The organism is Gordonia sp. (in: high G+C Gram-positive bacteria), from assembly GCF_047600385.1.
Taxonomy (GTDB): Bacteria; Actinomycetota; Actinomycetes; order Mycobacteriales; family Mycobacteriaceae; genus Gordonia.
Map to the genome: position 1 here is coordinate 3,129,457 of NZ_JASGKZ010000001.1, position 25,362 is coordinate 3,154,818.

Annotated in this window: 24 protein-coding genes; 14 read left to right on the plus strand and 10 right to left on the minus strand. The window is 70.0% G+C overall.

Annotation, left to right across the window (positions count from 1 at the left end; translation table 11 throughout):
- The first annotated feature begins 1 nt into the window (after position 1).
- Genes kdpA through QM809_RS14075 form a run of 5 tightly spaced genes read left to right on the plus strand, consistent with a single transcriptional unit; the run spans position 2 to position 7,731 of the window.
- On the plus strand, positions 2-1,777 hold the full coding sequence (gene kdpA, locus QM809_RS14055) for a potassium-transporting ATPase subunit KdpA (protein WP_415046361.1): 1,776 nt from the start codon (positions 2-4) through the stop codon (positions 1,775-1,777).
- Between the two features lie 32 nt (positions 1,778-1,809).
- Positions 1,810-3,840, plus strand: a complete 2,031-nt coding sequence (kdpB, locus tag QM809_RS14060) for a potassium-transporting ATPase subunit KdpB (protein ID WP_415047099.1) — start codon at positions 1,810-1,812, stop codon at positions 3,838-3,840.
- Positions 3,841-3,847: 7 nt separating this feature from the next.
- Positions 3,848-4,504, plus strand: a complete 657-nt coding sequence (locus tag QM809_RS14065) for a potassium-transporting ATPase subunit C (protein WP_415046362.1) — start codon at positions 3,848-3,850, stop codon at positions 4,502-4,504.
- A gap of 9 nt (positions 4,505-4,513) precedes the next feature.
- Complete coding sequence (locus tag QM809_RS14070; RefSeq protein WP_415046363.1) at positions 4,514-7,030, plus strand: ATP-binding protein; 2,517 nt, start codon at positions 4,514-4,516, stop codon at positions 7,028-7,030.
- Positions 7,030-7,731: a response regulator gene (locus QM809_RS14075; protein ID WP_415046364.1), complete on the plus strand. Its 702-nt coding sequence runs from the start codon at positions 7,030-7,032 to the stop codon at positions 7,729-7,731. The genes QM809_RS14070 and QM809_RS14075 overlap by 1 nt, the downstream gene beginning before the upstream one ends.
- Before the next feature lie 411 nt (positions 7,732-8,142).
- Here the strand turns inward: QM809_RS14075 and QM809_RS14080 are convergent, their stop codons facing one another.
- Both QM809_RS14080 and QM809_RS14085 read right to left on the minus strand, forming a co-directional pair.
- Positions 8,143-8,724: a hypothetical protein gene (locus QM809_RS14080; protein WP_415046365.1), complete on the minus strand. Its 582-nt coding sequence runs from the start codon at positions 8,722-8,724 to the stop codon at positions 8,143-8,145.
- A 117-nt stretch (positions 8,725-8,841) separates the two neighbouring features.
- Positions 8,842-9,432 (minus strand): CGNR zinc finger domain-containing protein, encoded by a 591-nt coding sequence (locus tag QM809_RS14085; RefSeq protein WP_415046366.1) that lies wholly within the window; start codon positions 9,430-9,432, stop codon positions 8,842-8,844.
- 103 nt (positions 9,433-9,535) lie between these two features.
- Between QM809_RS14085 and QM809_RS14090 the strand changes: the two genes are divergently transcribed.
- Positions 9,536-10,066, plus strand: coding sequence for an HPP family protein (locus QM809_RS14090; RefSeq protein WP_415046367.1), 531 nt, complete (start codon positions 9,536-9,538; stop codon positions 10,064-10,066).
- Between the two features lie 57 nt (positions 10,067-10,123).
- On the opposite strand, the gene QM809_RS14095 is transcribed toward QM809_RS14090, so the two are convergent.
- Positions 10,124-11,761: a cation:proton antiporter gene (locus QM809_RS14095; RefSeq protein WP_415046368.1), complete on the minus strand. Its 1,638-nt coding sequence runs from the start codon at positions 11,759-11,761 to the stop codon at positions 10,124-10,126.
- A gap of 110 nt (positions 11,762-11,871) precedes the next feature.
- Between QM809_RS14095 and QM809_RS14100 the strand changes: the two genes are divergently transcribed.
- Complete coding sequence (locus QM809_RS14100) at positions 11,872-12,747, plus strand: class I SAM-dependent methyltransferase (RefSeq protein WP_415046369.1); 876 nt, start codon at positions 11,872-11,874, stop codon at positions 12,745-12,747.
- A 24-nt stretch (positions 12,748-12,771) separates the two neighbouring features.
- Here the strand turns inward: QM809_RS14100 and QM809_RS14105 are convergent, their stop codons facing one another.
- Positions 12,772-13,140, minus strand: coding sequence for a winged helix-turn-helix transcriptional regulator (locus tag QM809_RS14105; RefSeq protein ID WP_415046370.1), 369 nt, complete (start codon positions 13,138-13,140; stop codon positions 12,772-12,774).
- Positions 13,141-13,219: 79 nt separating this feature from the next.
- Between QM809_RS14105 and QM809_RS14110 the strand changes: the two genes are divergently transcribed.
- The 5 genes from QM809_RS14110 to QM809_RS14130 all read left to right on the plus strand — a co-directional run bounded on the left by QM809_RS14110 (position 13,220) and on the right by QM809_RS14130 (position 16,571).
- Positions 13,220-13,366 carry a hypothetical protein gene (locus QM809_RS14110; RefSeq protein ID WP_415046371.1) on the plus strand — a complete coding sequence of 49 codons (147 nt, stop codon included), beginning with the start codon at positions 13,220-13,222 and terminating at the stop codon, positions 13,364-13,366.
- Positions 13,350-13,931 carry an NADPH-dependent F420 reductase gene (locus QM809_RS14115; protein ID WP_415047100.1) on the plus strand — a complete coding sequence of 194 codons (582 nt, stop codon included), beginning with the start codon at positions 13,350-13,352 and terminating at the stop codon, positions 13,929-13,931. The genes QM809_RS14110 and QM809_RS14115 overlap by 17 nt, the downstream gene beginning before the upstream one ends.
- A 161-nt stretch (positions 13,932-14,092) precedes the next feature.
- The gene (locus QM809_RS14120) at positions 14,093-14,899 is read left to right on the plus strand and encodes an alpha/beta fold hydrolase (RefSeq protein WP_415046372.1); all 807 of its coding nucleotides are present in this window, start codon (positions 14,093-14,095) and stop codon (positions 14,897-14,899) included.
- Between the two features lie 56 nt (positions 14,900-14,955).
- The gene (locus QM809_RS14125) at positions 14,956-15,720 is read left to right on the plus strand and encodes a MerR family DNA-binding transcriptional regulator (RefSeq protein WP_415046373.1); all 765 of its coding nucleotides are present in this window, start codon (positions 14,956-14,958) and stop codon (positions 15,718-15,720) included.
- Positions 15,717-16,571 (plus strand): hypothetical protein, encoded by an 855-nt coding sequence (locus tag QM809_RS14130; RefSeq protein ID WP_415046374.1) that lies wholly within the window; start codon positions 15,717-15,719, stop codon positions 16,569-16,571. The genes QM809_RS14125 and QM809_RS14130 overlap by 4 nt, the downstream gene beginning before the upstream one ends.
- A 61-nt stretch (positions 16,572-16,632) precedes the next feature.
- On the opposite strand, the gene QM809_RS14135 is transcribed toward QM809_RS14130, so the two are convergent.
- The 3 genes from QM809_RS14135 to QM809_RS14145 are packed head-to-tail and all read right to left on the minus strand — an operon-like array spanning position 16,633 to position 18,790.
- Complete coding sequence (locus QM809_RS14135; RefSeq protein ID WP_415046375.1) at positions 16,633-17,571, minus strand: permease; 939 nt, start codon at positions 17,569-17,571, stop codon at positions 16,633-16,635.
- A gap of 5 nt (positions 17,572-17,576) precedes the next feature.
- The gene (locus tag QM809_RS14140; protein ID WP_415046376.1) at positions 17,577-17,846 is read right to left on the minus strand and encodes a hypothetical protein; all 270 of its coding nucleotides are present in this window, start codon (positions 17,844-17,846) and stop codon (positions 17,577-17,579) included.
- On the minus strand, positions 17,846-18,790 hold the full coding sequence (locus QM809_RS14145) for a DMT family transporter (RefSeq protein ID WP_415046377.1): 945 nt from the start codon (positions 18,788-18,790) through the stop codon (positions 17,846-17,848). Before QM809_RS14145 ends, QM809_RS14140 begins: the two co-directional genes overlap by 1 nt.
- Here QM809_RS14145 and QM809_RS14150 point away from each other — a divergent pair.
- On the plus strand, positions 18,789-20,195 hold the full coding sequence (locus QM809_RS14150; protein ID WP_415046378.1) for a PLP-dependent aminotransferase family protein: 1,407 nt from the start codon (positions 18,789-18,791) through the stop codon (positions 20,193-20,195). The two genes, QM809_RS14145 and QM809_RS14150, sit on opposite strands and share 2 nt — an antisense overlap.
- Positions 20,196-20,478: 283 nt before the next feature.
- On the plus strand, positions 20,479-21,651 hold the full coding sequence (gene xerC, locus QM809_RS14155; RefSeq protein WP_415047101.1) for a site-specific integrase: 1,173 nt from the start codon (positions 20,479-20,481) through the stop codon (positions 21,649-21,651).
- Between the two features lie 114 nt (positions 21,652-21,765).
- Here xerC and QM809_RS14160 read toward each other — a convergent pair whose 3' ends face one another.
- The 3 genes from QM809_RS14160 to QM809_RS14170 all read right to left on the minus strand — a co-directional run bounded on the left by QM809_RS14160 (position 21,766) and on the right by QM809_RS14170 (position 25,314).
- Positions 21,766-23,523, minus strand: a complete 1,758-nt coding sequence (locus QM809_RS14160; RefSeq protein ID WP_415046379.1) for an ABC transporter ATP-binding protein — start codon at positions 23,521-23,523, stop codon at positions 21,766-21,768.
- A gap of 37 nt (positions 23,524-23,560) precedes the next feature.
- Positions 23,561-23,986 carry a hypothetical protein gene (locus tag QM809_RS14165; RefSeq protein ID WP_415046380.1) on the minus strand — a complete coding sequence of 142 codons (426 nt, stop codon included), beginning with the start codon at positions 23,984-23,986 and terminating at the stop codon, positions 23,561-23,563.
- A 200-nt stretch (positions 23,987-24,186) separates the two neighbouring features.
- On the minus strand, positions 24,187-25,314 hold the full coding sequence (locus QM809_RS14170; RefSeq protein ID WP_415046381.1) for an oxygenase MpaB family protein: 1,128 nt from the start codon (positions 25,312-25,314) through the stop codon (positions 24,187-24,189).
- Between the last annotated feature and the right edge of the window lie 48 nt (positions 25,315-25,362).

The following is a 25,362-nucleotide window of genomic DNA, read 5'->3' on the forward strand; positions in this document are numbered from 1 at the left end:
CATGAGCGAGACCTGGGCCGGGATCGGTCAACTCGGCGTCCTGCTCGTCCTGCTCGCCGCCGTGTACATCCCGTTCGGCGACCACATGGCCGGTGTCTACCGCTCGTCACGGCACCTGGCCGTCGAACGCGCCGTCTACCGGATCGCCCGCATCGACCGGGACTCCGCACAGACGTGGCGCTCGTATGCGGTGGCCGTGGTCGCCTTCTCGACGGTCTCCGTCCTGGTGCTCTACACGTGGCAGCGACTCCAGGGGCTGCTGCCGTGGAGCGACGGCAAACCGGGGGTCTCGCCGACGACGGCGTTCAACACGGCGGTCTCGTTCGTCACCAACACGAACTGGCAGTCGTACTCGCCCGAAACGGTGATGAGCAACCTGACGCAGATGCTCGGCCTGACGGTGCAGAACTTCCTGTCGGCGGCGGTCGGCCTGGCGGTGGCGATCGCCCTGATCCGCGGACTGACCGCCCGGAACGGATCGGGCACGATCGGCAACTTCTGGGTCGACCTGGTACGCGGCACCGTCCGGATCCTGCTCCCCGTCGCCCTGCTCGTGGCCGTCGTCCTCCTCTCCCAGGGCGCCGTCCAGTCCTGGCACACGGGAGTCGGCTACCGGCTCCTCGACGGCCGCGACGTGACCAGCCCGCTCGGCCCGTTCGCGAGCCAGGAGGCCGTCAAGATGCTGGGCACCAACGGCGGCGGCACGTTCGCGGCGAACTCGGCGCACCCGTTCTCCAACCCGACTCCGCTGTCGAACCTCGTCGAGATCTTCGCGATGCTGGTGATCCCGGTGTGCCTGACCCGCACCTACGGCACCCTCGTCGGCGACCGCCGCCAAGGACTGACACTGCTCTCGGTGATGGCGACGATCTGGGCGACCATGCTGACCCTCGCCTGGTTCTTCCAGACCCGCCCCGACGGCCTCGCCGCCGCGGCGGCCGGAGCCGGCCTCGAAGGCACCGAAGTCCGCTTCGGGATCCCCGGCACGGCACTGTTCGCGGCGAGCACGACGGGCACCTCCACCGGCGCGGTGAACGCGGCACACGACAGCCTGTCCGCCGGAGCCGGCGGCGTCGTGCTGTGGAACATCCTCCTCGGCGAAGTGGCACCCGGCGGAGTCGGCTCGGGCCTGTACGGGATGCTCGTGCTCGCCGTCCTCACCGTGTTCCTCGGCGGCCTGCTGGTCGGACGCGCCCCCGAACTCCTCGGAAAGAAGGTGGGACGCCGCGAGATCACGACGGCGATGCTCTCCGTGCTGGTGATGCCGACGCTGGTCCTCACCGGCACCTCGATCGCACTCGTTCTGCCCTCGACCACCGCCTCCATGGTCGATCCGGGACCGGCGGGGACACCGGAGTCGATCCACGGCTTCACCGAAGTCCTGTACGCGTACGCATCGGCGGCCAACAACAACGGCAGCGCGTTCGGCGGCCTGGCCGTGACCGGCGACTGGTTCCAGATCTCCCTGGGACTGGCCATGTTCCTCGGCCGGCTGCTGCCGATCATCCTGGTCCTCGCACTCGCCGGCCTGTTCGCCCGGCAGACCCCCCGGGTCGACGACGACGCCGAAGTCTCCCCGGACACCGGCGGCGAGGACCTGGACGGTCCCGTCGCGGGCACCGGGACGCTGACGGCACCGGCCGCCGTCGACACCGGAACCCTGCCGAGCCACGGCCCCCTGTTCGCCACGCTCCTGCTCGGGACCACACTCCTGGTCTCAGGGCTGACCTTCTTCCCCGCACTCGTGCTGGGACCGATCACGGAGGCACTCCTGTGAACGATCCACTGGTGGGCGAGGGCGCCTTCGACATGCGCCAGATGGTGTCCGCGCTACCGCAGTCGCTGCGCAAACTGACACCGCGAGAACAGGCCCGGAACCCCGTCATGCTCGTGGTCTACCTCGGCGCACTCGTCTCGACCGTGCTCGCCGCCTGGCACCCGTCGGTGTTCGCGTGGCTGGTCGTCGCCTGGCTGTGGTTCACGGTCCTCTTCGCCGGACTCGCCGAAGCCGTCGCCGAAGGCCGCGGCCGCGCCCAGGCCGACAGCCTGCGACAGGTCAAGAAGGACACCGTCGCACGACGCCTGAACGACGACGACACCGTCGAGGAGATCCCCGGCTCCGAGCTGCGGCCCGGCGACCGGATCGTGGTGGAGGCCGGCGAGGTGATCGCCGGCGACGGCGACGTGATCGACGGCATCGCGACCGTCGACGAGTCCGCGGTGACCGGGGAGTCGGCGCCCGTCGTGCGCGAGTCCGGCGGCGACCGGAGCGCCGTCACCGGCGGCACCGTGGTGCTCTCGGACCGGATCGTCGTCCAGATCACCACCGAACCCGGCCAGACCTTCGTCGACCGGATGATCGCGCTCGTCGAAGGCTCCGTGCGCACGAAGACACCGAACGAGATCGCCCTGCAGATCCTGCTGACCGCGCTCACCCTGATCTTCGTCCTCGCCGTCGTCGCCGCCGGCGCGATGCAGGAGTACTCCGGTGCCGCGGCCGACCCGCTGAAACTGATCGCCCTGCTGGTGTGCCTGATCCCGACCACCATCGGCGCACTGCTCTCCGCGATCGGCATCGCCGGCATGGACCGTCTCGTGCAGCGCAACGTCCTCGCCATGAGCGGCCGCGCGGTGGAGGCCGCCGGCGACGTCGACACCCTGCTGATGGACAAGACCGGCACCATCACCTTCGGCAACCGCCGGGCCACGGCCCTGCACCCGGCGCCCGGGGTTCCGATGACCGCACTGGCCGACGCGGCCTACCGCTGCAGCATCGCCGACGACACCCCCGAGGGACGCAGCATCGTCGACCTGTGCACCGGTGAACACGAGGTGATCCCGCTCCCGGACGACGAACTGGCCGCCGCCCGCTCCGGTGCCGATCCGCGGTTCGACATCGTCCCGTTCACCGCGACCACCCGGATGAGCGGCCTGGACCACGACGGCATCCGGCTGCGCAAGGGCGCCGCCGACGCGGTACGCGCCTGGGTGTCGGGAAACGGGGGAGACCCCGACGAGGTGACCGACACCGTCACCGACATCTCGGCGGCCGGCGGCACCCCGCTCGTCGTCGGCACCGCGACCACCGACGGCAGCCCCCGCATCCTCGGCGTGATCGAACTGTCCGACGTGGTGAAACCCGGCATGCGGGAACGATTCGCCCAACTGCGGACGATGGGCATCCGCACGGTGATGATCACCGGCGACAACCCGCTCACCGCCCGCGCGATCGCCGACAGCGCCGGCGTCGACGACTACGTCGCCCAGGCGACCCCCGAGGACAAACTCGCACTGATCCGCGCCGAACAGTCCCGCGGCCGCCTCGTGGCGATGACCGGCGACGGCACCAACGACGCACCCGCACTCGCCCAGGCCGACGTCGGCGTCGCCATGAACTCGGGGACCTCCGCGGCCAAGGAGGCCGGGAACATGGTCGACCTGGACTCCGATCCCACCAAACTGATCGAGATCGTCGCGATCGGCAAACAGCTGCTCATCACCCGCGGCGCACTCACCACGTTCTCCCTGGCCAACGACCTCGCGAAATACTTCGCGATCCTGCCGGCGATGTTCGCGGTGGTGCACCCGCAACTGGATGCGCTCAACGTGATGCGGCTGCATTCGGCCCAGTCCGCGATCGTCTCGGCGGTGATCTTCAACGCCCTGATCATCGTGGCGCTGATCCCGCTGTCCCTGCGCGGCGTGCGGTACCGCGCGGGCTCGGCCACCCGGCTGCTCGGCCGCAATCTGCTGGTCTTCGGGCTCGGCGGCGTGCTCACCCCGTTCGCGGGCATCGCGCTGATCGACCTCGTGGTCCGTCTTCTCCCGGGAATGGGGTGAACTCGCGATGAGGAGACTGTCGTCCGGGATGTGGCGCCAATGCGTCACCGGACTGGTGGTGCTGGCCGCCGCGACGGTCGTGCTCGGGGTCGTGTACCCCGCCGTCGTCTGGGGACTGTCGAGGGTTACGACGACGTCCGCGGAGGGGTCCGTCATCCACGACGTGAACGGCTGCGCGGCCGGATCGTCGGCGATCGGCGTCGACGTGCGACCCCCGGCGGGCGCCCCCGATCCGTACCTGCACGGACGCGTCACCGGGGGACTGGACGATCCCCTCGCCCCGGGGGATCCGTCGGTCTCTGCGGCGAGCGACCTGGGCCCGAACAGCACCCTGCTGCGGGACGTCGTGACCGCCCGCCGCGCCGCCGTCGCCGCCCGGGAGGGCGTCGACCCCGCGGCCGTGCCCGCCGACGCGATCACCGGATCGGCGTCCGGACTGGACCCGCACATCTCACCGCGCTACGCCGCGCTGCAGGCTCCCCGGCTGGCCCGGACCAACGGCCTGTCCGAATCACGGGTGCGGGAGATCATCGCCGCCCACACCAGCGGCCGCCGGTTCGGGGTCCTCGGCGCTCCCCGCGTGGACGTCCTCGCCGTCAACCTGGCCCTGGGACACCGGGTGCCCGGCTGCCGGCGAGGATCCACGACGACACCGGGCCGATAGGATCGGCAGATGTCCGACAAGCCTGCGGCGAAAGGCCAGTTCGAGGTCTTCCTCGGCTGCGCCCCGGGCTCCGGCAAGACCTTCGCGATGCTCGACCGAGCCCAGAACCTGCGGGCGGACGGCGTCGACGTGGTGATCGGGGTGGTCGAATCACACGGCCGCGCGGCGACCGCCGCGATGACCGAAGGACTGGAGACCGTTCCGCGGCGGACGATCCGCTACCGCGGCGCCGACCTCGACGAGATGGACCTGGACGCGATCCTCGAACGGAGACCGCAGGTGGTCCTGGTCGACGAACTCGCGCACAGCAACGCCCCCGGACTCCGGAACACGAAACGATGGCAGGACATCGACGATCTCCGAACGGCCGGCATCGACGTCCTGTCGACGGTCAACATCCAGCACCTGGAGAGCCTGAACGACGTCGTCGCCCAGATCACCGGCGTCCCGCAGCGGGAGACCGTTCCCGACGACGTGGTCCGCCGGGCCGACCGCATCGAGCTCATCGACATCGAACCGAGCGCCCTGCGCCGTCGTCTCGCCGAAGGCAAGGTCTACGGCCCCGAACGGGCGGAGGACGCGCTCGCGAACTTCTTCCGGCAGGGCAACCTGACCGCGCTCCGCGAGCTGGCGCTCCTGTGGCTGGCGGACCGCGTGGACGAGAAACTCGCCGACTACCGCACCGCGAACGCCATCACCGAGACCTGGGAGGCACGCGAACGCGTGGTCGTCGCGGTGACCGGCGGCCCCGAATCGACGGCGCTCATCCGCCGCGCCCGCCGGATCGCCTCGCGGTCGAGTGCCGAACTGCTGGTGGTCCAGGTGGCCCGCGGCGACGGCATCGCCGACACCGCAGCCGATCTCGAAGCCGTCCGGGAGGCGGCGAAGAGCTGCCGGGCCACGGTGAGCACCGTCGTCGGAGACGACGTGCCGTCGACCCTGCTGGAATACGCCCGGGCCGTCAACGCGACTCAACTGGTGGTGGGGACCTCGCGCCGGACACGCTGGCAACGCCTGCTCGACGAGGGCGTCGGCGCGGCGGTGATCCGGAACAGCGGCCGCATCGACGTGCACATGGTGACCCACGAGGAGGAGTCCCCACGCAACCGCCTCGACATCCGCCGGACCCGGCTGCACCGGCCGCTCAGCTGGCTCCTCGCGGTGGTGATCCCGCCGGCGGTGGCCTTGATCCTGATCCCGATCGACCGGCACCCCGGCCTCTCCAGCGAGTCGGCGGTGTTCCTGATCGGGATCCTGGCCGTCGCACTCCTCGGCGGCATCGGGCCCGCCGTACTCTCGGCGATCTCCTCGGGGCTGCTGCTCAACTTCCTGTTCGCCCACCCGCGGTTCACGCTGGCCGTCACCGAACCCGACAACATCATCACGATCGTCGTCATGCTGATCATCGCGGTCGCGGTGGCCGGACTGGTCGACTCGGCCGCCGTCCGCAAGCGGGAGGCCACGCTCGCCGGGCGCGACGCCGAACTGCTGTCGACCTTCTCCCGCGCGGTGCTCGACGGCGCGGGAGTCCCCGATCTCCTCGCCCGCGTCAACGAGGTGTACCAGCAGGATGCGGTCGCGGTGGTGCGGGTGGGCGACGATGCGCCGCTGGCTCGGGCCGGCGACCCGGAGGTGGTGTTCGACTCGTCCGCCGGTGCGACCACGTCGTGCGAGTCGTCGGGCGGCACCTACGCGTTGCTGCTGCACGGGCCGGACGTCCCCGCCCGCGACCGGCGGGTGCTCACCGCGGTCAGCAACCAGATCGCCGCGGCCGCCGAACGCGCCCGGCTCGTCGAGGAGGCCGCGCAGGCGGACGAGTTGGCCCGCACCGACGAACTGCGGCGGGCACTGCTGGCCGCCGTCAGCCACGACCTGCGGACCCCGCTGGCCGCGGCCAAAGCGGCGGTGAGCAGCCTGCGGAGCGACGACCTCACCTTCGACGAGGAGGACACCGCGGAACTGCTCGCCACCATCGAGGAATCGGTCGACCTGCTGACCGCGCTGGTCGGGAACCTGCTCGACTCGTCGCGGCTGGCGGCCGGGATCGTCCGGCCGGTGCTGCGCAAGACCTATCTGCCGGAGGTGGTGCATCGGGTGCTCGCGGCAGCGGGGGAGGAGCCGCTCGGGACGGTGCGTTTCGGCGCGTCCTGGGCGTGCACCGACGCCGGACTGCTCGAACGGGCGCTCGCCAATCTGGTCGACAACGCGCGCAGGCACGGCGGCGGCTCCGTCGACGTCGTGACCGCGAACTCCGTGCGCTCCGACGGTCGAGGGCGCTGCGAGATCCGGGTGATCGATCACGGACCGGGTATCCCGGAGGAGGAACGAAGCCGGGTGTTCCTGCCCTTCCACCAGTACGGCGACCAGAACCGCGGCGGCTCCGGCGTCGGCCTCGGACTGGCGGTGGCCTCCGGGCTGGTGTCCGCGCTCGGCGGGACCCTGGAGGCCCACGAGACTCCGGGCGGAGGCACGACGATGACCGTCGAACTGCCGGTGGAGATCGACACCGATCGGGGTGGTAGATGATGGCCGAGCAGAGTCTGGACAGGGGACGCGTGCTGGTCGTGGACGACGAGCCGCAACTGTTGCGCGCCCTGCGGATCAACCTGCGGGCGCGTGGTTTCGAGGTGGTCGCCGTCGACAGCGGTGCCGACGCGCTCAAGGCCGCGGCCCGCAGCAGACCGGACGTGGTGGTGCTGGACCTCGGTCTGCCCGACATGGACGGGCTCGAAGTCCTGGCCGGGTTGCGCGGGTGGACGTCGGTGCCGGTGATCGTGCTGTCGGCGCGCACCGACTCGTCGGACAAGGTCCTGGCCCTGGACGCCGGCGCCGACGACTACGTGACCAAGCCGTTCGGCATGGAGGAGTTCGTCGCGCGGCTGCGGGCCGCGATCCGACGCGGCTCCGTCCCGGCGGCCGTCGAGACCCCCGTGGTCGAGGCCGGACCGGTCACCATCGATCTGGCGGGCAAACGCGTGACGCGCGGCGGCGAACAGGTGCGGCTGACGCCCACCGAGTGGGAGATCCTGGAACTGCTGGTCCGCAACGAAGGACGATTGGTGACGCAGCGCGAAGTGCTGACCACCGTGTGGGGCCCGGGGTACGTCCAGCAGACGAACTACCTTCGGGTGTACCTGGCCAGTCTCCGCCGAAAGCTGGAGGAGGATCCGTCCGCACCCCGCCACCTGCTGACCGAACCGGGCATGGGATACCGGTTCGAGCATTGAACCCCAGAGAAGTGCCACTCACCCAAAAACGTCACTGTGACGTTTTATCGATTCGGCCCGGCCGTACGACGGGTCGGCCGGCATGACTCCCAGGGAGATCACCGAGTCGCAGCCGTATGCGAACCCGGTTCACCTGCGCCAGACGGCGGAGTCGTGTGGACCCGGTCGACACGACTCCGCCGGATCGCAGACCGGGTTGCCGGCGGAGGTCGACGCAAGACTCCGGCGAACCCGAGAACGAGTCGCTGGAGAACCGAGATTCATCCGGAATCCCCGCAGGTAAAGATCGTGCCGATAAGATACATTATGTCAAGTAATGGTTTCGATGCCCCTGCCCGCGCCGCCCCACCCAGACCGTGAACACCGGCGACACGCATCGACTCGCGTCCGGTTCCGACGACTGGTGAGCATTCACCGCAGTGAGGAGCCGACGGCGGCGGCGATTCCACTGAGCCAGCCCGGTGCCGCTCCACCGTTCGGCGGACTCACGGCGGAGGCGTCGATCCCGGACGTCTGGAGCAGCCAGGCCGCCAAGGAGTTGGAGTTCCACATGTCACCGAGGTCGAACGGGTCTCGTCCCCAGGTCAGGAGCGGCACCTCCGGGGTGCGGTGGATCAATGTCCGCGCCCCTTCGGGCGGGAGCGCGAACCGGACGGGACCGCCGACCGCCCAGGCGAGGTCGGGAATGACGCCGTCCCGCCAGCAGCGCACCTCGTAGCGGAAGAACCTCGACACCCCCAGGACGCGCGCTCCCACCGGGCCACATGCGACGACGCCGCGGTCGCCGACCGGGCCTCCCCACGCCGGCGCCATCTCGATGACGTACCGGTCACCGGCGGCGGACACTTCCAGCGCCGCGTGGAAGAGCGGCGCCGGACGACGATGCTCCCGCCGCGCCCGAAGGAGTTCCCACCACCGGCTCGTCCGCACGGCGACGTGTCCGCCCGCGCCGACCGGCAACCACCACAAAACCACGCCCGACTCGGAATTCACCTGGTGAACGGTACTGCTTGTGCACTGGAAGCGCTTCCCGCACGGTGCGAGCACCGGTCCAGACCACCGTCTTTCCGACAGTGCCGGCGGAGCAGATCATCGGTGTTCTCCGTGCGGTCAGGAGGATTCCGTGGCGGCGGCCCGGGTGGCTCTCGCCACTCGGGCTCGGTTACCGCAAACGTCGCTGCACCAGTGCTGCCTCGAGTTGCGTCTGGTGAAGTAGAGGACGCAGCGAGGAGCATGACATCTGTTCAATCGAGTTGCGTCATGGCTGGCGACGGCACGCACCGCGCTGAGAAGGATCTCGGCGGTCAACTCCTCGAAGGGGTCCTGCGGCCGCGGAGACCAGGTTGCGACAAGGCGGCCGTCGGAGGCGGTCAGAGCCGGAGTGATCCGCAGACCGGCGAGAGCGTCTCGCAGACCATCGGCGGTGCCGTGGATCTCGTCGGCGACCGTGGCTCGGTACGCGTCCTCGACGGTGTCACGGAGCGCCCGGAGTCCACTCAGCTGCTCGTCGGAGGGAGAGAAAGGCACCGCCGGAAAAGCGATCTCCCGATGCAGGACGCGCATCCAGTGATGGGCTGCCGCGGGGGCGTCCAGCTGGTCGACGATCGCACGGCCGTCGTAGTAGCGGCTGCTGAGGAAGTTCGTACTCGGAAGCTCGAATGGCCTGACGAGGACGCCCTCGCTGACGTATTGCGTGCGCATGCCCGAACGCCTCCTGAATCCGTCTTCCACACCTCGGTTGCCTCGGCTACGACTCTACCCTATCCTCATGGCTAATGCATTAACCATTAACCAAGGAGACCGCATGCCCATCACCGAATCCGTCCTCAGTCACGACGAGACGCGACCGCGTCGATTCTCTTCGGCTGCCCCCGCGCGCCCGCCGTGGCGCACCGTCGCCGTCGCACTCGTCGCGGCCATGACGGGGCTGCTGGCCCTGGTGGCCTTGACCGAAGGGCTGCATCAGCCGTGGTTCATCCCGCCCCTGGCTGCGAGTATGGCGCTGATCATGGGGGCGCCCGCGCTGCCTTTGGCGCAGCCCCGCAACGTCGTCGGCGGCCAGGTCGTCTCATCCCTGACCGGTGTTCTGGTCGGAATGATCGGACATTCGCTGTGGTGGGGCGCCGTCGCCGGCGCAGTGGCTCTCGCAGCGATGACGGTGTGCCGGGTCTCCCACTCTCCAGCGGCTGCGACCGCTGTGATCGGGGCTACCGCCGCAACGATCCCGGGCTGGGAGTTCGTGCTCTTCGCAGGAGCCTCCGCACTGGTACTGGTCGTGGTCGGATACATCGCGCACCGACTCAGCGCCGTCTCCTATCCGGTCTACACCTGGTAGTCACGGGCCGGCCGCACTGTGCCACCGGATACGCGACGGGCGCCGCTCACCGTCGGTCTACAGGGCGCTCCCCGACTCCGAGTCCTTCGGCTTCGTAGCCTCCGGGAGCGCCGCCTCCGGGTCCCGCAGACTCACCGCCTGGTCGGCCAGTTCCAGGCCGGCGCCGGCGTAGATGTTGAAGGCGGTGCCGACGCCGTGTTCCTTGGCCCACTGCACCTCGTCGTCGTATCGGGCGACGGTGGCGACCTGGCCGCCGAATCCGGATTCGCGCAGGCACTCCAGTGCGGTGACGTTGGCGCCGTGCCGGTGCATGGCGAGCAGGGCGGTGTGCACCGAGTCCGAGTGACGCAGCCGGTTCCAGAAGTCGAGGTCGGTGGCGTCGCCCTCGATCACGTGGTACCCCTCCCCCTGCAGGATCTCGACGCGCGAGCCGTCGTAGTCGACACCGATGACTTGCATCTCGTAGTGATCGTGCAGTCGCTGGTAGGCGGCGAGGCCGACGCGCCCCATGCCGAGCACGACCACCTCGGCGTCGCCGGCATCCTGCGGACGCTCTTCGAGGATGAGTTTCTGCTCGTCCTGGGCGGGTAGCCGCGCGGCGATCTTCTCGACCATGAGGTGGCCGCGACCGTTGACCAGGGCCGACACCACGAAGCTCAACGCGACGGCGATCGAGATCTCCACCAGCCAGGATTTGTCGAGCATTCCGGCGGTCACGCCGACGGACACGACGATCAGCCCGAACTCCGAGTAGTTCATCAGGCTCAGACCGGACAGGATCGCCGAGCGGTAGCGCATCTTCATCAGGGCGAGCAGGCCGATCCACAGCGCCGCCTTGAGCGGGAGCAGCAGGAGCATCAGGAACGCCACCTCGATGGTCGGCAGGTCGGGCAGCCCGGTCAGACCGATCGACACGAAGAAGCCGACCAGCAGCAGTTCCTTGAGGTGGAAGAGCGAACGGGCCAGTTCCGACGACGCCGGGTGCGATGCCAGCAGGACGCCGACGATCAGCGCGCCGAGATCGCCCTTGAGTCCGACGACCGAGAACCACGCGTAACCGGCGACCAGCGCCATGGTGATGCCGAACAGCGCCTGCATCTCGCCGTGTCCCAGTCGGCTCCAGATCCGGCGCATCACCAGGGTCAACGGCCAGAGCAGGACGAGCGAGAAGGCCCACCAGCTCGGCAGATGGCCGCCGGTGGCGGTCAGGAAGACCACGGCGACGATGTCCTGCATGACGAGGATGCCGATGGCGACACGGCCGTACAGCGAGTTGGTCTCGCCGCGCTCCTCGAGCACCTTGACGACGAAGACGGTGCTCGAGAACGAGAGTGCGAACGCGAGCAGCAGGATCGTCTCGGGGTCCTGGCCGGTCAGCATCGGGAGGCCGATCAGCGCCGTCACCCAGAGGAAGGCGAACCCGGCCACCACGCTCAGCACCATGTGCACCGACGTCGACAGCCAGACCTCGCGCCGGAAGAGGATCCGGATGTTGAGTTTGAGTCCGATGGCGAACAGCAGCAGTGTCACGCCGAGGTCGGCCACGATCTCCAGTTGCGGCAGGTGTTCGACGTGGAGGGCGTTGATGACGAACCCCGCGGCGAGGAATCCGACCAGCGGCGGGAGCCGGATGGCCATCGCAAGACCGCCCAGCCCGAAGGTGATGAGCAGGTAGATGGCGACGGTTGTGGTCATCGGGTCATTCTCGCGGTCCTGGCGGATTGTCCGCAATCCGGCACGCCGTCGAGTTCATGCGGCGTCTTCGGTCAGAGGTGACGGCCGGTCTCACCGGTAGCCTCGACGTCATGAACGATGCGTCATCGAGACTCGGCGGCGGCGGTCCGAGCCGCACCGCCGTCGTGACGGCACGGGCCCGCGCGTATCACCAGATCGCCGACCGGCCGTTGATCCTCGACGATCCGCTCGCCGTCGCGGTGACCGGCTGTGACCCGAAGGAACTCGCCGACCCAGTACCGGGTCCGCCCGACGGTCCGGACCGGGAGGTCCGTCCGCGGCGCCTGTTCTTCGCCGCCCGTTCGCGCTTCGCCGAAGATACGGTGGCCGCGGCTTACGCCGACGGCGTCCGGCAGGTCGTCGTGCTGGGAGCCGGTCTCGACACCTTCGCCTACCGGAATCCGCATGCGGACCTTCGCGTGTTCGAAGTCGATCACCCGGCGTCTCAGGAGTGGAAGCGCGACCGGCTCGCCGAGGCCGGGATCGTCGTGCCGTCGAACGCCTCGCTCGTGCCGGTCGATTTCGAGAAGGACGATCTCGGTCACCGCCTGGCCGCGGCCGGTTTCCTGCGGACAGACCCGGCGGTGTTCGTCTGGTTGGGCGTCGTCTTCTATCTCACCGAGGACGCGGTCGGCTCGACCCTGGGCTACCTCGCCGGTCAAGGGCGGCCCACCGAGGTGGTGTTCGACTATCTGACGCCGCCGACCACTCCGGAGGGTCGGGAGAGGTTCCGGGAACGGGCCGATCGGCTCGCGGCCGCGGGTGAGCCGTGGTTCAGCTTCTTCACTCCCCCGGCGCTCGAGACCCGGTTGCGCGCTCTCGGTTTCACCGAGGTGGAGGATCTGTCGGCAGCGGAGCTGATCGACGGCTACCTCGGGACGTCGGAGTTCGCGGTCGACGCCCCTGCGTCCGTCGGTCCGAGCCGGATCCTTCGCGCACGCCGCTGACCTTCGCGCCCGCCGGCGTGCGGGTCACCGTGCGCGCTGGTGCGCGACGATGCCCGGCAGCTGCCGGTAGATCACGTCGATCAGGCGGCAGACCTGTTCGGCGATCGGGCGTCCCAGGTCGGTGAGGTCGTATTCGACGTGCGGCGGGATCGTCGAGATCTCCGTGCGGGACACGAGACCGTCCGCCTCCAGTCGCTGCAGGGTCTGCGCGAGCATTCGATCGCCGATCCCCGCGACGGCACGCCGCAGTTCGGCGAAACGCATCGGTCCGTCGACGAGAGCGGCGAGAACGAGTCCTCCCCAGCGGCCGGTCGCGTGTTCGAGGATCTCGCGTGACGTGCAGCCCGGGTCGAAGACGTTCATCTCGCGGGCGCGCTCGGTTGCCTCCGACATGCCTACTACGGTAGCAATAGGTAGTGCTTCCTATTCAGAAGTACTACCTATTGGATTGCGACTTGAGCAGGAGACCGTCATGAACCGAACCGTCGTAGGAGTGCTCGGCAGCGGCAACATCGGCGAGGACGTCGCCCGGCTGGCGACGAACGCCGGTCTGCCGGTGGTCGTCGCCAACTCGAAGAGGCCCCGAGTCCCTCGGCGACCTGATCGCCCAGCTCGGTGATCAGGCCTCCGCCGACACCGTCGCCGGCGCCGTCGAACGCGCGGACATCGTGGTGCTCGCGGTGCCGTTCGGGGTCTACGCGGACCTTCCCGCCGACCTCTTCGCGGGCAAGACCGTCATCGATGCCACGAACTACTACCCCGCCCGCGACGGCGACGTCCCGGAACTGCTCGACGGATCGACGACGTCGTCTGAGGTCCTCGCCGGACGGTTCGCGGGAGCCGACCTGGTGAAGGGCATGAACAACGTGGACTTCGTCCGCCTCGGCGTCCTGGGTCGTCCGGCGGGGTCCTCCGACCGGACGGCGCTCCCGATCGCGGGCGACTCCACCGAGGCGAAGCGTCGGGTGACAGAGTTCCTCGACGTCGTCGGGTACGACGCCCTGGATCTCGGGCCGCTCGCCGAAGGCCGACGGTCCCAGCCCGGCACTCCGATCTACGTCACGCCGTACTCGCGGACGGCCGCCAATGCCCCCGAGGATCCGATGGCGGCGTTCCTCACCGCGGAGCCGGTCCCGGTCCCGGCTGCCGAGGCGGAGGCGCTCGCCGCCCTGGCGACGCGGTGACCGGCCGGGGCCGGAGATCGGCGCCTGCTCGCCGGCGGGCGTCGCACCCGACTGGACGACACCGGGCGCGCCGTACAGTCGGATCATGACCGTCGGCCGATTCCGCAGCGACCGGGGGCGCGCACTGTACGAACGCGCCTACTCCTCCGCGATGGCCGAGAATGCCGACCCCGACGTCGACCCGCGACGTGCCGACCGCGCTGGGGACGGTCCGGGCGTATGAGTGGACCGGATCCGACCCGGACACCGCCCCGGTCGTCCTGCTGCCCGGGCGGAGTTCCGGGGTGCCGATGTGGGCGGAGAACCTCCCCGCTCTCCGCAGGTCGGGGCGCACGGTGTTCGCCTTCGACGCCGTCGGGGACGCCGGGCTCTCGGAGCAGACGGCACCCGTTCGCGGCGCCGAGGATCAAGCGCGCTGGGTCGAGGACGCCCTCAGCGGGCTCGATCTGGATGCGGTGCACACGGTCGGCCACTCGTTCGGAGGGGCCACCGCCGCCGCCCACGCCGTGCACCATCCCGGCCGACCGGCGTCGCTGAGCCTCCTGGAACCCGTGTTCGTCTTCCGTCGCCCGCCGGTGTCGACATTCTTCTGGTCCGGGGTCGCCACGTTGCCGGTGCCGCAGTCGTGGCGGGATCGTGCGCTGGCGGCGATCGGCGGTGTGAGCGTCGACGAGGTCCGTGAGCACACGCCGGTCGGCGACATGATCGCCGCCGGCACCGAGCACTACAGCGCGCACCTCCCGGTTCCCCGGATGCTCGACGATACGGAGCTGGCCGGTCTGACGATGCCCGCCTATGTCGCGATCGCCTCGGACTCCTCCCTCGCCGGCGGCGCCGGGGCCGTCGAGCGGGCGCGCCGGATTCCGGGGGCGCTCGTCGAGGTGTGGCTCGACACGACCCATTCCCTGCCGATGCAGGTACCCGATGCGCTCGCGGAACGGCTGACGGAGTTCTGGGCGAGCGCATGACACTCGCCGTCTCGCGTCCTTGACCTTGACGCGGCGTCAAGGTCTCTACTGGACGCATGAGAATCGGCCAGGTCGCCGCACTGGTGGGCGTCTCCCCGCGCACCCTCCGCCACTATCACCGCATCGGGGTGCTGCCCGAACCCGACCGCGACCCGAACGGGTACCGCCGCTACAGCATCGCGGACGTGGTCCGGTCGGCTCGGGCTCGGCGCCTCTGTGAACTGGGGTTGAGTCTCGACGAGGTCGGCGAGGCCCTCCGAGACTCCGACAATGCGGATCTGGACGAGATCCTCGCCGAACTGGATGCCGACCTGGCCGCCCAGGCCGAACGGATCGCCGGGCGACGGGCCCGGCTCGCCGAATTCCGGCGCAGGCTGGCCTCCGACGACGATCCGCTGCGCCCGGCCTGGGCGGCGCGACTGGCCGATCGACTCCGCAATGCGGGTGTCTCCGGACCGGCGGCGGAACTCGATCTGCAGTTGATGTCGCTGGTGCCGGAGGACGTCGCCGAACACGTCGTCCCCGGAACGGCGGGCCGGCCCACCGCGGAGGAGCAGGAGCGCCTGCGGACCGTCTACCGGCGGTTCGACGCGCTCACCGGCGGCGATCCCGCCGGACCGGAGGTGGCGGCGCTGGCCGCCGACATCGTCGCCGGACTTCCCGCCGATCTGAAACAGGAGGTCTCCTCGGCCCTGGACGACGGCGACGCCGTGGAGGCTCGCATGGCGGCGTCTCCGATCGGCGACGTGGTGGCCGAGACCCTGACGCCGGCGCAGATCGCGGTACTGACGGCCGTGATGGAACGGTTGGCCCGGCGGTGACCGCGGCCGTCGTCCTGCGCCGGGTCCTGTGCGTGCTGGCGCCGATCGAGATCGGTCTGGTGGTCGCGGTCCTGGCCGGGGTCGCGGTCCCCGGGCCGCTCCGACTGGCCGTCGCGGTGCTGCTGGCGGCGACCGCCGTCGTCGAGGTCGCCGTCTGGGCGTCGTCGGTCCGGCGAGCTCGACGATGCGGCCTGGGTCTGCGGGCCGCCGCGGGCCGGGCGTTCCGAGAGCTGGTCGGTGAACGCCTGTGGGGTCTCGCCGCCGCCGAGGTGGGGATCTTCGTCTCCCTGGGCCGACTGGTCCGGCGGAGACCGGACGTGCCTGCGGGGGCACGGTCGTTCGGCGGTCATCGTGAACTGGCCCGGACGGTCTGGATCTTGGTGCCGCTCACCGTCCTGGAGACGGTGGTCTTCCACTTCCTGCTTCCGTGGCCGGTGGTCCGGGTCGTCGTCGCGGTGTCGAGTGTGTACGGCCTGATGTGGGTGGTCGGTTCCGTGGCCGGGATCGCGATGTATCCGCACCTGGTCCACGGCGGCGTCCTGACGGTGCGGCGCGGCCCGCGGACCTCGGTGTCGATCCCGTTGACGCGGATCGATCAGGTGACCGTCGACAGGAGCGACGGCCCGGGCGGGCGGCCGACGGTCGACGACGAGGACGCCGTCCTGGCCGTGGCGCTGGTCGGTGAGACGAACCTGACCGTCACGCTTCTCGAGCCGCTGGAATCGGGGCCGTCGGTCGGCGGCCCCGACGTGCGGACCGTCCGGTTCTTCGCCGACGAGCCGCACGACGTCGTACGACGCCTCCGGGCGGAGGTCGACGGCCTCAGGTCGCCGGAGGCCGAGCGACGGTGAGGGCGGCCCTGCTACGGCTGTGGGGCGAACCGCCGGACGGCCTGTATCCTCCGGTCCTGCCTCAGGTGCGGCCGCCGTCGTCGGCTACCGGCGCGCCGACCTGCGGCGGACCTCCCTCGCGGTCGCCGCGGCGGCGCGCCGTGCGGTGGCCGTCGACCGCCAAGAGCAGCAACGCGGCGGCGAGGAGCCCGTAGGTGAGGACGTCCCCGCCGGTCATGCGTTCCCCCAGCAGCAGCGAGACCACCACGAGCAGTATCGGTTCGACGTAGCCGAGCAACCCGAACAACGGGATCGTGAGCAGGCGGGCCGCGACGAGGTAGACGGTCATCGCCGCGGCGCCGGAGAACCAGATCGTCAGCAGCGGCACGACGTCGAGACGGCCCTGCTGAGGTTCGGCACAGATGAGGAGGAGCGCCGCGACCGGGACGACGGCCGCGACCTCGGCCCCGAAGGCCATCGGGTTGTCCAGGCCGGCGCGGCGGCGCGTGATGAAGTAGACCGGATAGCCCAGGCACACGACGAACGTCACCCAGGACACCTGCGGGGTCAGGGTGAACTTCACGGTCACGGCGGTCACGGCGACGGCGACCGCCGCCCACTGCGCGCCGGTCACGTGGTCGCCGAGGACGAACCGGCCGCCGAGGACGAGCGTGAGCGGCAGGATCAGGTAGCCGAGTGAGGCGTCGAGGGCGTGTCCGTGTTGGGGAGCCCACGAGAACAGCCACAGCTGGAATCCCATGATCGCGCACAGCGGCAGCCAGATCAGGATCGTGCCCGGGCGGCCAGTGAGGGTGCGCCAGAAGTCGCCGAGCAGTCTTCGGGGCGTGGGATGCAGCAGTGCCAGCGCGTAGCAGGCGGCGGTGACGATCATGCGCCCGCCGAAGACGATGTCGGTGGGCGTGTCGACAGTGCCGGAGAGCAGGAAGACCACGCCGAACAGGACGGCGGACGCCAGGATCGCGGCCACCCCGCGCGGGGACGAGGAACGGGTTGCGGACATGTCGCTCACCGGTTCTCGGCGCGGTCGTGGTGTTCGACGGCATCGGCGAGACGCCTCTCGCGGTCTCCGCCCGTCTCGCGTAGCCCGGTGACGACGCTCCGCCGGTTCGCCGGCGGCTGGTTCAGCAGCCACTCCGGTTCGGTGTGCACCGTGACCGGGCCGGAGGCGATCACGATCCCGTAGTTGCAGGTGGGCACGAGATTCGCCACCGGGTAGGCGTCGATCAGCGTCGGGATCGACGCGTCGTCCATCGCGAAGACGCGCGGTGTGTACATCATTCGATTCTCCCTGCTATCCCTGGCGGTTCCGGGCGCGGACGGCCAGCAGTGCACACGAGACGACGGCCGCGCCGCCGAGGATCGTGGACCGGTCGATGTGCTCGTGCAGCAGCAGGCCCGCCCAGCAGAATGCTCATCACCGGCTGCGTCAGCTGCACCTGACTGACCTGGGCCATCGGGCCGATCGCGAGCCCGCGGTACCAGGCGATGAAACCGAGGAACATGCTGACGACGGCCAGGTAGCCGAACGCGCCCCACTCGACCGGTGTTCCCGTCGGCGGCCGCTGCGCGATCGCGACACCGACCAGGAGCAGCATGAGCGGTGCCGCGACGACCAGGGCCCACGAGATCGCCTGCCACGCCCCGAGTTCCCGGGCGAGGAGCCCGCCTTCGGCATAGCCGAACGCGCAGACCGCCACGGCCGCGAAGAGCAGCAGATCGGGCCAGCTCAGCGGCCCGAGTCCCCCGCCCCGGACCGCCGCGAATCCGATCGCGGCGACGGCACCGGCGCTCGCGGCGGCCCAGAACACGCGGCCGGGGCGTTCCCCGGTGCGCAGGACGACGCAGACCGCGGTCGCGGCCGGGAGCACGGCGATCACCACGGCGCCGTGGCTCGCCGGGACCTCCGTCAACGCGTACGACGTCAACAGCGGGAATCCCGCCACCACCCCGCAGGCGATCATCGCGGCCCGAAGCCATTGACGACCCCGGGGCAGGCGCTGACCGGTGACGACCAGTGCCGCCGCGGCCAGGACCGCGGCGATCACCGCGCGTCCCGCGCCGACGAACAGCGGTGACAGGTGGCCGTCGGCGACGGCGATGCGGGTGAACGGCACGGTCAGGGAGAACGCGGCGACGCCGAGGAGTCCCCAGAGGAGTCCGGAGTACCGGCCGGGTATCAGCTGCGACACCTGAACAGTAGCGCTATCCTTGTATCTCATGTCCCAGAGTAGCAGTGACCGCATCGTCGCATCACTTCAGGCCTGGATCGCGGCGGCCCCGGCGGGCACCCGACTGCCGTCGACCCGGGCGCTGGTCGCCGAGTACGAGGTGAGTCCGGTGACCGTTCAGCGGGCTCTGCGGACTCTCGTCGCGCAGGGGGAGATCGAGACCCGACCCGGTGTCGGCACCTTCGTCCGGGAGGTGCGCGCGGCACGACCCCACGATTTCGGTTGGCAGACGGCGGCGCTCGGTCCCGCCGGTCGTCGCACGTCGCTCCCCTCCGCCCTGCGGACCCCGCCCAACGACGCGGTGGCCCTGCACTCGGGTTATCCGGATCGGGAGCTGCTCCCCGAACGGCTGGTGCGCGCGGCGCTTCGTCGTGCCGCGCAGGGCGAGTCCGCGTTCGCGCGGCCGCCCGTCGCCGGGATCCCCGACCTGCAGGCGTGGTTCGCCGCCGAGGTCGGGCGGTCGACGACGCGCGGGAGCATGCCGCCGACCGCCGGTGACGTCGCGATCCTCCCCGGCAGTCAGACCGGGTTGACGAGCCTGTTCCGGGGGCTCGTCGGCCGGGGTCGACCGCTGCTCGTCGAGTCGCCGACCTATTGGGGTGCGATGCTGGCGGCGGCGCAGACCGGCGTCGAACCGGTTCCCGTCGCCAGCGGTCCGGACGGACCCGATCCCGAGGAGCTGGACCGGGCGTTCGCGCGGACGGGGGCGCGGGTCTTCTACGCCCAGCCGACCTTCGCCAACCCCACGGGGGCGCAGTGGTCCACCGATCTCGCGGAGCGGGTGCTGGCCGTGGTGCGGGCGCACGGCGCCTTCCTCATCGAGGACGACTGGGCGCACGATTTCGCCATCGACACGGAGCCGAATCCGCTGGTGGCCCGGGACGACGGCGGCCACGTGGTGTACATCAGGTCCTTGACCAAGAGTGTGGCGCCGTCGATCCGGGTCGCCGGACTCATCGCCCGAGGCCCGGCGAAGGACCGGATCCTGTCCGACGCGCAGGCCCAGTCGATGTACGTCAGCGGGGTGTTGCAGGCGGCGGCGCTCGACGTGGTCACGCAGCCGGCATGGAGTTCGCATCTCCGGTCGCTGCGCGGGCAGCTGGCATCGCGCCGCGACCTCCTCCTGGCCGGGGTGCGCGAGCACGTCCGGCAGGCTCAGGTCACGGCGGTGCCGAAGGGTGGTCTGAATCTGTGGCTGCGCCTGCCGGACACCGTCGATCTCGCGCGGCTGGTGGCCGACTGCGAGGCCCGGGGCGTGTTGATCGGCGCCGGCGACGAGTGGTTTCCCGCCGAGGCGCCGGGCCGTTTCACGCGGTTGAACTACTCGGGTCCGAATCCGGGCGCCTATCCGGAGGCCATGCGGGTGCTCGGCGACTGCCTGGGAGATCAGGCGTGATCCTCCCGAACGGGCACGCCCCGGCATACGACGACGAGACCGGGCCACTGACACTTTTCGTCACAGTGACGAAGAAACGGTGAACATCACCCCTCGGCGCGGAACGTCCGACCATCGCCGACGACGGGTCCGGCGTTCCGGCCCGCGCAGGCGTTCGGCTCCGACGTCGTCTGCATGTCCGCAGGTCACCCCCTCTTTGTCGGAGGTCGGCGATAGCATTTCGCGCCATGAGAGTCATGTCCACCGATCGATCCGCCCCTCGGTCTCTCGACCGGGACGCGTGATGGGGCGTCCGCCGCTGCCGGTCGGCACCTACGGCAACATCAACACCCGACGCCTCCCCGACGGCCGGGTGATCGCGCAGACCTGGGTCCGCGACACCGACGGGAGACGACGCCGCGTCGAGCGGCGGGCGAAGACCAAGACCGCCGCGATCCACACGCTCAAGGAAGCGCTCGTCGACCGGCGGCCGCCCTCCGGTGTCGCGGAGATCGCTCCCACCACCCGCGTCGAGGTCCTCGCCGAGCACTGGCTGCGGATCCGGGCCGGAGACGGCGTCCGCCGCCAGACCCTGGACCACTACGAGGACCGTCTCGGGCGCCTGGTCTACCCGTACATCGGGCACCTCCAGCTCCGCGAGGTCTCCACCTCCCGGATCCAGGCCATGTACGACGATCTGGGCGCGGCCAAGGCCGCCGCCGCCGCGTCGCCGCTGCGCCAGGTCCTGGACGTCGCGGTGCGCTGCGACGTCTACCCGGCCAACCCCGCGCGGCAGGCGAGACCACCCGGGAGGGTCCGCGCCCAGGGCGTCGTCCTCACCGCCGCACAGCTCATCGAGATCCGCGCGTCCCTCAGCGCGTGGGCGGCCGGGGACCTCCACGACTCCCGCGGGCCGTCGACACCGGGCATCACCCGTCGGGCGATCCCGGACTTCTTCGATCTCGCCGTCGCCACCGGCGCCCGCCCGTCCGAACTCCTCGCGTTCCGGTACGACGACCTCGATCTGGATGCCGACCCGCCGACGATCACCGTGACCGGCACCCTCGTCGCGTTGAAGGGGACCGGCACCGTCCGGCAGCCGTTCGCCAAGTCCGAGAGCGGCCACCGCGTCCTGGCGCTCCCCCGGTTCGCCGAACAGGTGATCCGCGACCGGCTCCGCACCCGCCGTCCCGGCGTCGTCGACGACGTGATCTTCCCCGGCGCCTCCGGCGGCTACATGCCGGCCAGCAGCGTCCGGACCGAATGGCGCCACTGGCGGACCGCCGCCGGACATCCCGGGTTGGAGATCCGGGCGATCCGCCGGTCGATCGCCACCCTGATCGCCGCCGCCGAGGGCAGCGACGCCGCGGCCGCCCAGCTGGGGCACGCCGACACCGCGGTCACCGAGACCTACTACATCGCGAAGACCGCGGCGGTGGCACCCGACCTCACCGCGCTCCTGCAGACCCTGGCGTAAATGGAAGGTAAGTGGAGGTTCAGGAAAGTTATCCCACCGAGATCACGAGATATCCACAGGTGACGCTCCCGAGGGCGTTTCTTGCGCGATAACGGGACATTATCGCGCACCGACTCAGGTCGAACCGATCCGCAGAGCGGTGATGAACTCACGGTAGAGGTCGTCGCGGTCGAGCAGTTCCCGGTGGGTCCCCTGGTCGCGGACGCGGCCGCCGTCGAGCAGCACGATCCGGTCGGCGTCGAGCACCGTCGACAGGCGGTGCGCGACGGTCACCACCGCACCGGTGCGTGCGGCCTCGGCGATCACCTCGTGGATCGCGGCCTCGGTGGACCCGTCCAGCTGAGCGGTCGCCTCGTCGAGCAGGAGGATGTCGGGGGGACGCACCAGGGCGCGGGCGACGGCGATCCGCTGACGTTCGCCGCCGGAGAGGGTGGTGTCGTCGACGTGGGTGTCGAGTCCGTCGGGCAGGGCCCGGATCTTGTCGGCGAGGCGTACGACCTCCAGCGCCGACCACACCTCGTCGTCGGGGATCTGCTCCCCGGCACGGAACAGGATGTTCTCGCGCACGGTGCCGGGGATGATCGGGGTCTCCTGCTCGACGTACGACATGCGCGCCCGGACGTCGCCGATGCTGAGGTCGTCGTAGGGCACCCCGTCGAGTTCGAGGTGTCCGCCGTCGGGGTCGACCAGGCGCAGGATCAGGGACAGCACCGTGGTCTTACCGGATCCGGACGGGCCGACGAGGGCGAGGTGACCGGTGCGGGGGATCTCCACCGTGACCCCGCTCAGCGCCGGGGTCTCCGAATCCAGGTACCGGGCGGTCACCTCGCGCAGCGCGACCGCCGGGGCATCGGGATCCGCGGCCGCCGGACGGGCGTCGGCGGGCCGGGCGGCGATGTCCTCCTGCTGGAGGTTCTCGGTGTCCCGGATCCGGGCGGCCGCGGCGAGACCGGACTGCAGCGACGCCGCCGACGCGGCGATGCTGGTGATCGGCGCGACGATGTTGAAGGCGTAGAGGAGGAACGCGACCAGCGTCGACATGACCATGGCGCCCAGTTCCACGCGCCAGGCGCCGATGCCGAGGATCGCGATGATCGCGAGCTGGATGCCGCCCCCGGACACCGCCCAGATCAGCGCGGTGTACCAGACCGAGCGCATGGAGTGGCGGGCCGACCGTTCGGCGGCCGCCCCGATCAACTCGGTCTCCCGGTCCTCGGCGCTGTCGGCTTTGACGGTCCGCATCGCGCGGACGCCGCTCTCGAGGGTCGCACCCAGATCGCCGAGGGACTCCTGGGCGGCTTTGTCGGCCTCCCCGATCTTCGGGACGAGGACGACGAACAGCGCGATCATCACGACGATGGCGGCGAGAGTGGTCAGCAGCAGCGGCCAGTCGAGCATCGCCATGAGGACCACGGCGCCGACGATGGCCACGGTCCCGTTGATCAGTTCGACGATGCTCGACGTCGTGGCCTCCCGCAGCAGAACGGTGTCGCTGGTGACGCGGGTGACCAGTTCCCCGGTCCGATACCGCTGGATCTGTTCGAGGCGGGCGTGGAAGAACCGGTGGATCAGTGATTTCCGGGCGTTGAGGACGATGGTCTGCGCCAGCCGTCCGAGCAGGATCGTCTGGGTGAATCCGGCCCCGATGCCCAGGATCAGCAGGACGACGAGGATCGTGATCGGCACCGCCAGACCGGCGCCGCTGCCGAGTCCGTCGAGCACGTACTTCGTCGCCATCGGGGTGGCCAGGGCGATGGCCGTCGAGACCAGCCCCAGGAGCGTCCCCAGCGCGATCAGGCGCCGGTAGGGTCGGGCGAACGACCAGAGCAGCGCGTACCCGCCCGAGGAGGACGTCTCGGCGTCCGACTTCATCGTCGCGTCGGTTTCATGGTCATGGGACGATCTTCGTTCATTCGAGGCGGCAGATCCGCCAGCGGCCTCGCTCATATGCGAACGTGACGCGTTCGTGATACTCGACTCGCCGATACGAACCGTCCCCGACCGGCGTCTCCTGCGCGCTGGTCACGGTGGCACGGGCCTGCGTCTCCTCGGAACGAAGGTTCTCGATCGAGAGGATCTCCGCGTTCTTCGGCGGTTCCGAGGTCGTCAACGCCTGTTCGAGGGCCGCATTGGAGTCGACGCCCAGGTCCTTCTGCAGATCCCGATACCCGGCGGCGCACCAGGCGTTCTTGATCATGGCGGCATCGGTTTCGATCGTGCCGTCGAAATTCTCGCGGAAGAGTTCGTGGATCACCGGTTCGGTCAACGCAGGAACGGTCTCGGGTTCCTCCGAGCACGCCGACACCGCGAGCAGTGAGGCCGAGATCGCCGACACTCCGACGAGACGTCCTCGGTCTTTTGTGACATTCCCCGGATGCATCGGTTCCTCACTCTATGCGCGGCGGAGTCTTCGCATTGAGGTTTCCGACGACCTCGTCCCGGCCGACCTCCCGGAGGAACCGCGATGACGAACCGAGTCGAAGGGGCCCCGCGGACGCGATGCCGCCCGTCCGCGGGGGCGCCCCACGACCTCGCTCACATCGCGCCGATGTGCTCCTGCGATTCGACGAGTCCTTCCTCGCTCGGCGCCTGACCGTCGTCGAACACCCGCTGATACTGCTTGGCGCGGAAACCCAGGTGCGCCTCCCGCGGAACGTCGTAGCCGTACCTGGCCTGCGCCTCCCGCGGAGTCGTCGTGACCGGCTTCTCCGCTTCGACGCCGAGGACCGCGGGGATCGCCGACGGAAGCGCCTGCGGGGAGAGGACGCTCATCAGGAAATACTTCAGCACGAACGACCGTTCGATCACCTGATGGACAGCCCAGGTGGCGGGGATCGCGACGGCATTGACCAGCGGTCCCTGCCGGATCGCCAGGAGGTCGCGCATGTACTTCGGGTAGGTGGCGATGACGGCCTTGGAGAGGATGAACGTCAGCGGCAGGAACGGGGCCCGCTGCCATCTCGACATCGTCGGCGGCAGTGCGACGTGCAGCGACAGGATGAACTTCACCATGTCGATCGCCGCCTCCGAGGACGCCAGATGCGGGCGCTTCTCCTCGAAGTAGGCGACGACCTCCGCCCGACTGCGCGGCACCCGATCCGGATCGATGGTCTGCAGTTCGGCGGCGCGGGCGCACTCGTCCCAGTACCGCAGCTCCTCGGCCGGCGCGAGCGTGCCGCCGCCGAACTTCTCGTAGCAGTACAGGATCGAATGCCACGCCGTCACATGAATCCACAGCTGCGACTCCGGGTCGTTCGCGTCGTAGCGGCCACCGGTCACCGGGTCGGTGCCGATCGCCTTGGAATGGACCTTGACCAGCACGTCGGCGGCTTTCGCGGTGGGCCGTGCGGCGCCGAAGGTCACCTGGCTGAAGTACGCCATCGTCCGCCCGTACCGGGTGTGCGTCCGATACTTGACCCCACCGGACTGGACCACCGCGGCGGTCAGGTTCGGGTCCAGGTGCTCGATGGTCACCGAACGCACGAAACCCAAGATCAACGACGAGGAGTGGGACCAGACCTTCCACGACACCGAATCCGGGCCGAAGAACCCGTAGTCCTCGGCCCGACCGTACTTCTCGGCCACCTTCTGGCGGGTGTCGATCAGCGGCACCCGCGGCCACGTGTACGAGGAGTCCTTGCTCTTCGGTGATCGCTTCGTCATCGATGGTCCTTTCGTCTTCGCCGGCAGGTTTCCGTCGGCGTGTTCCGG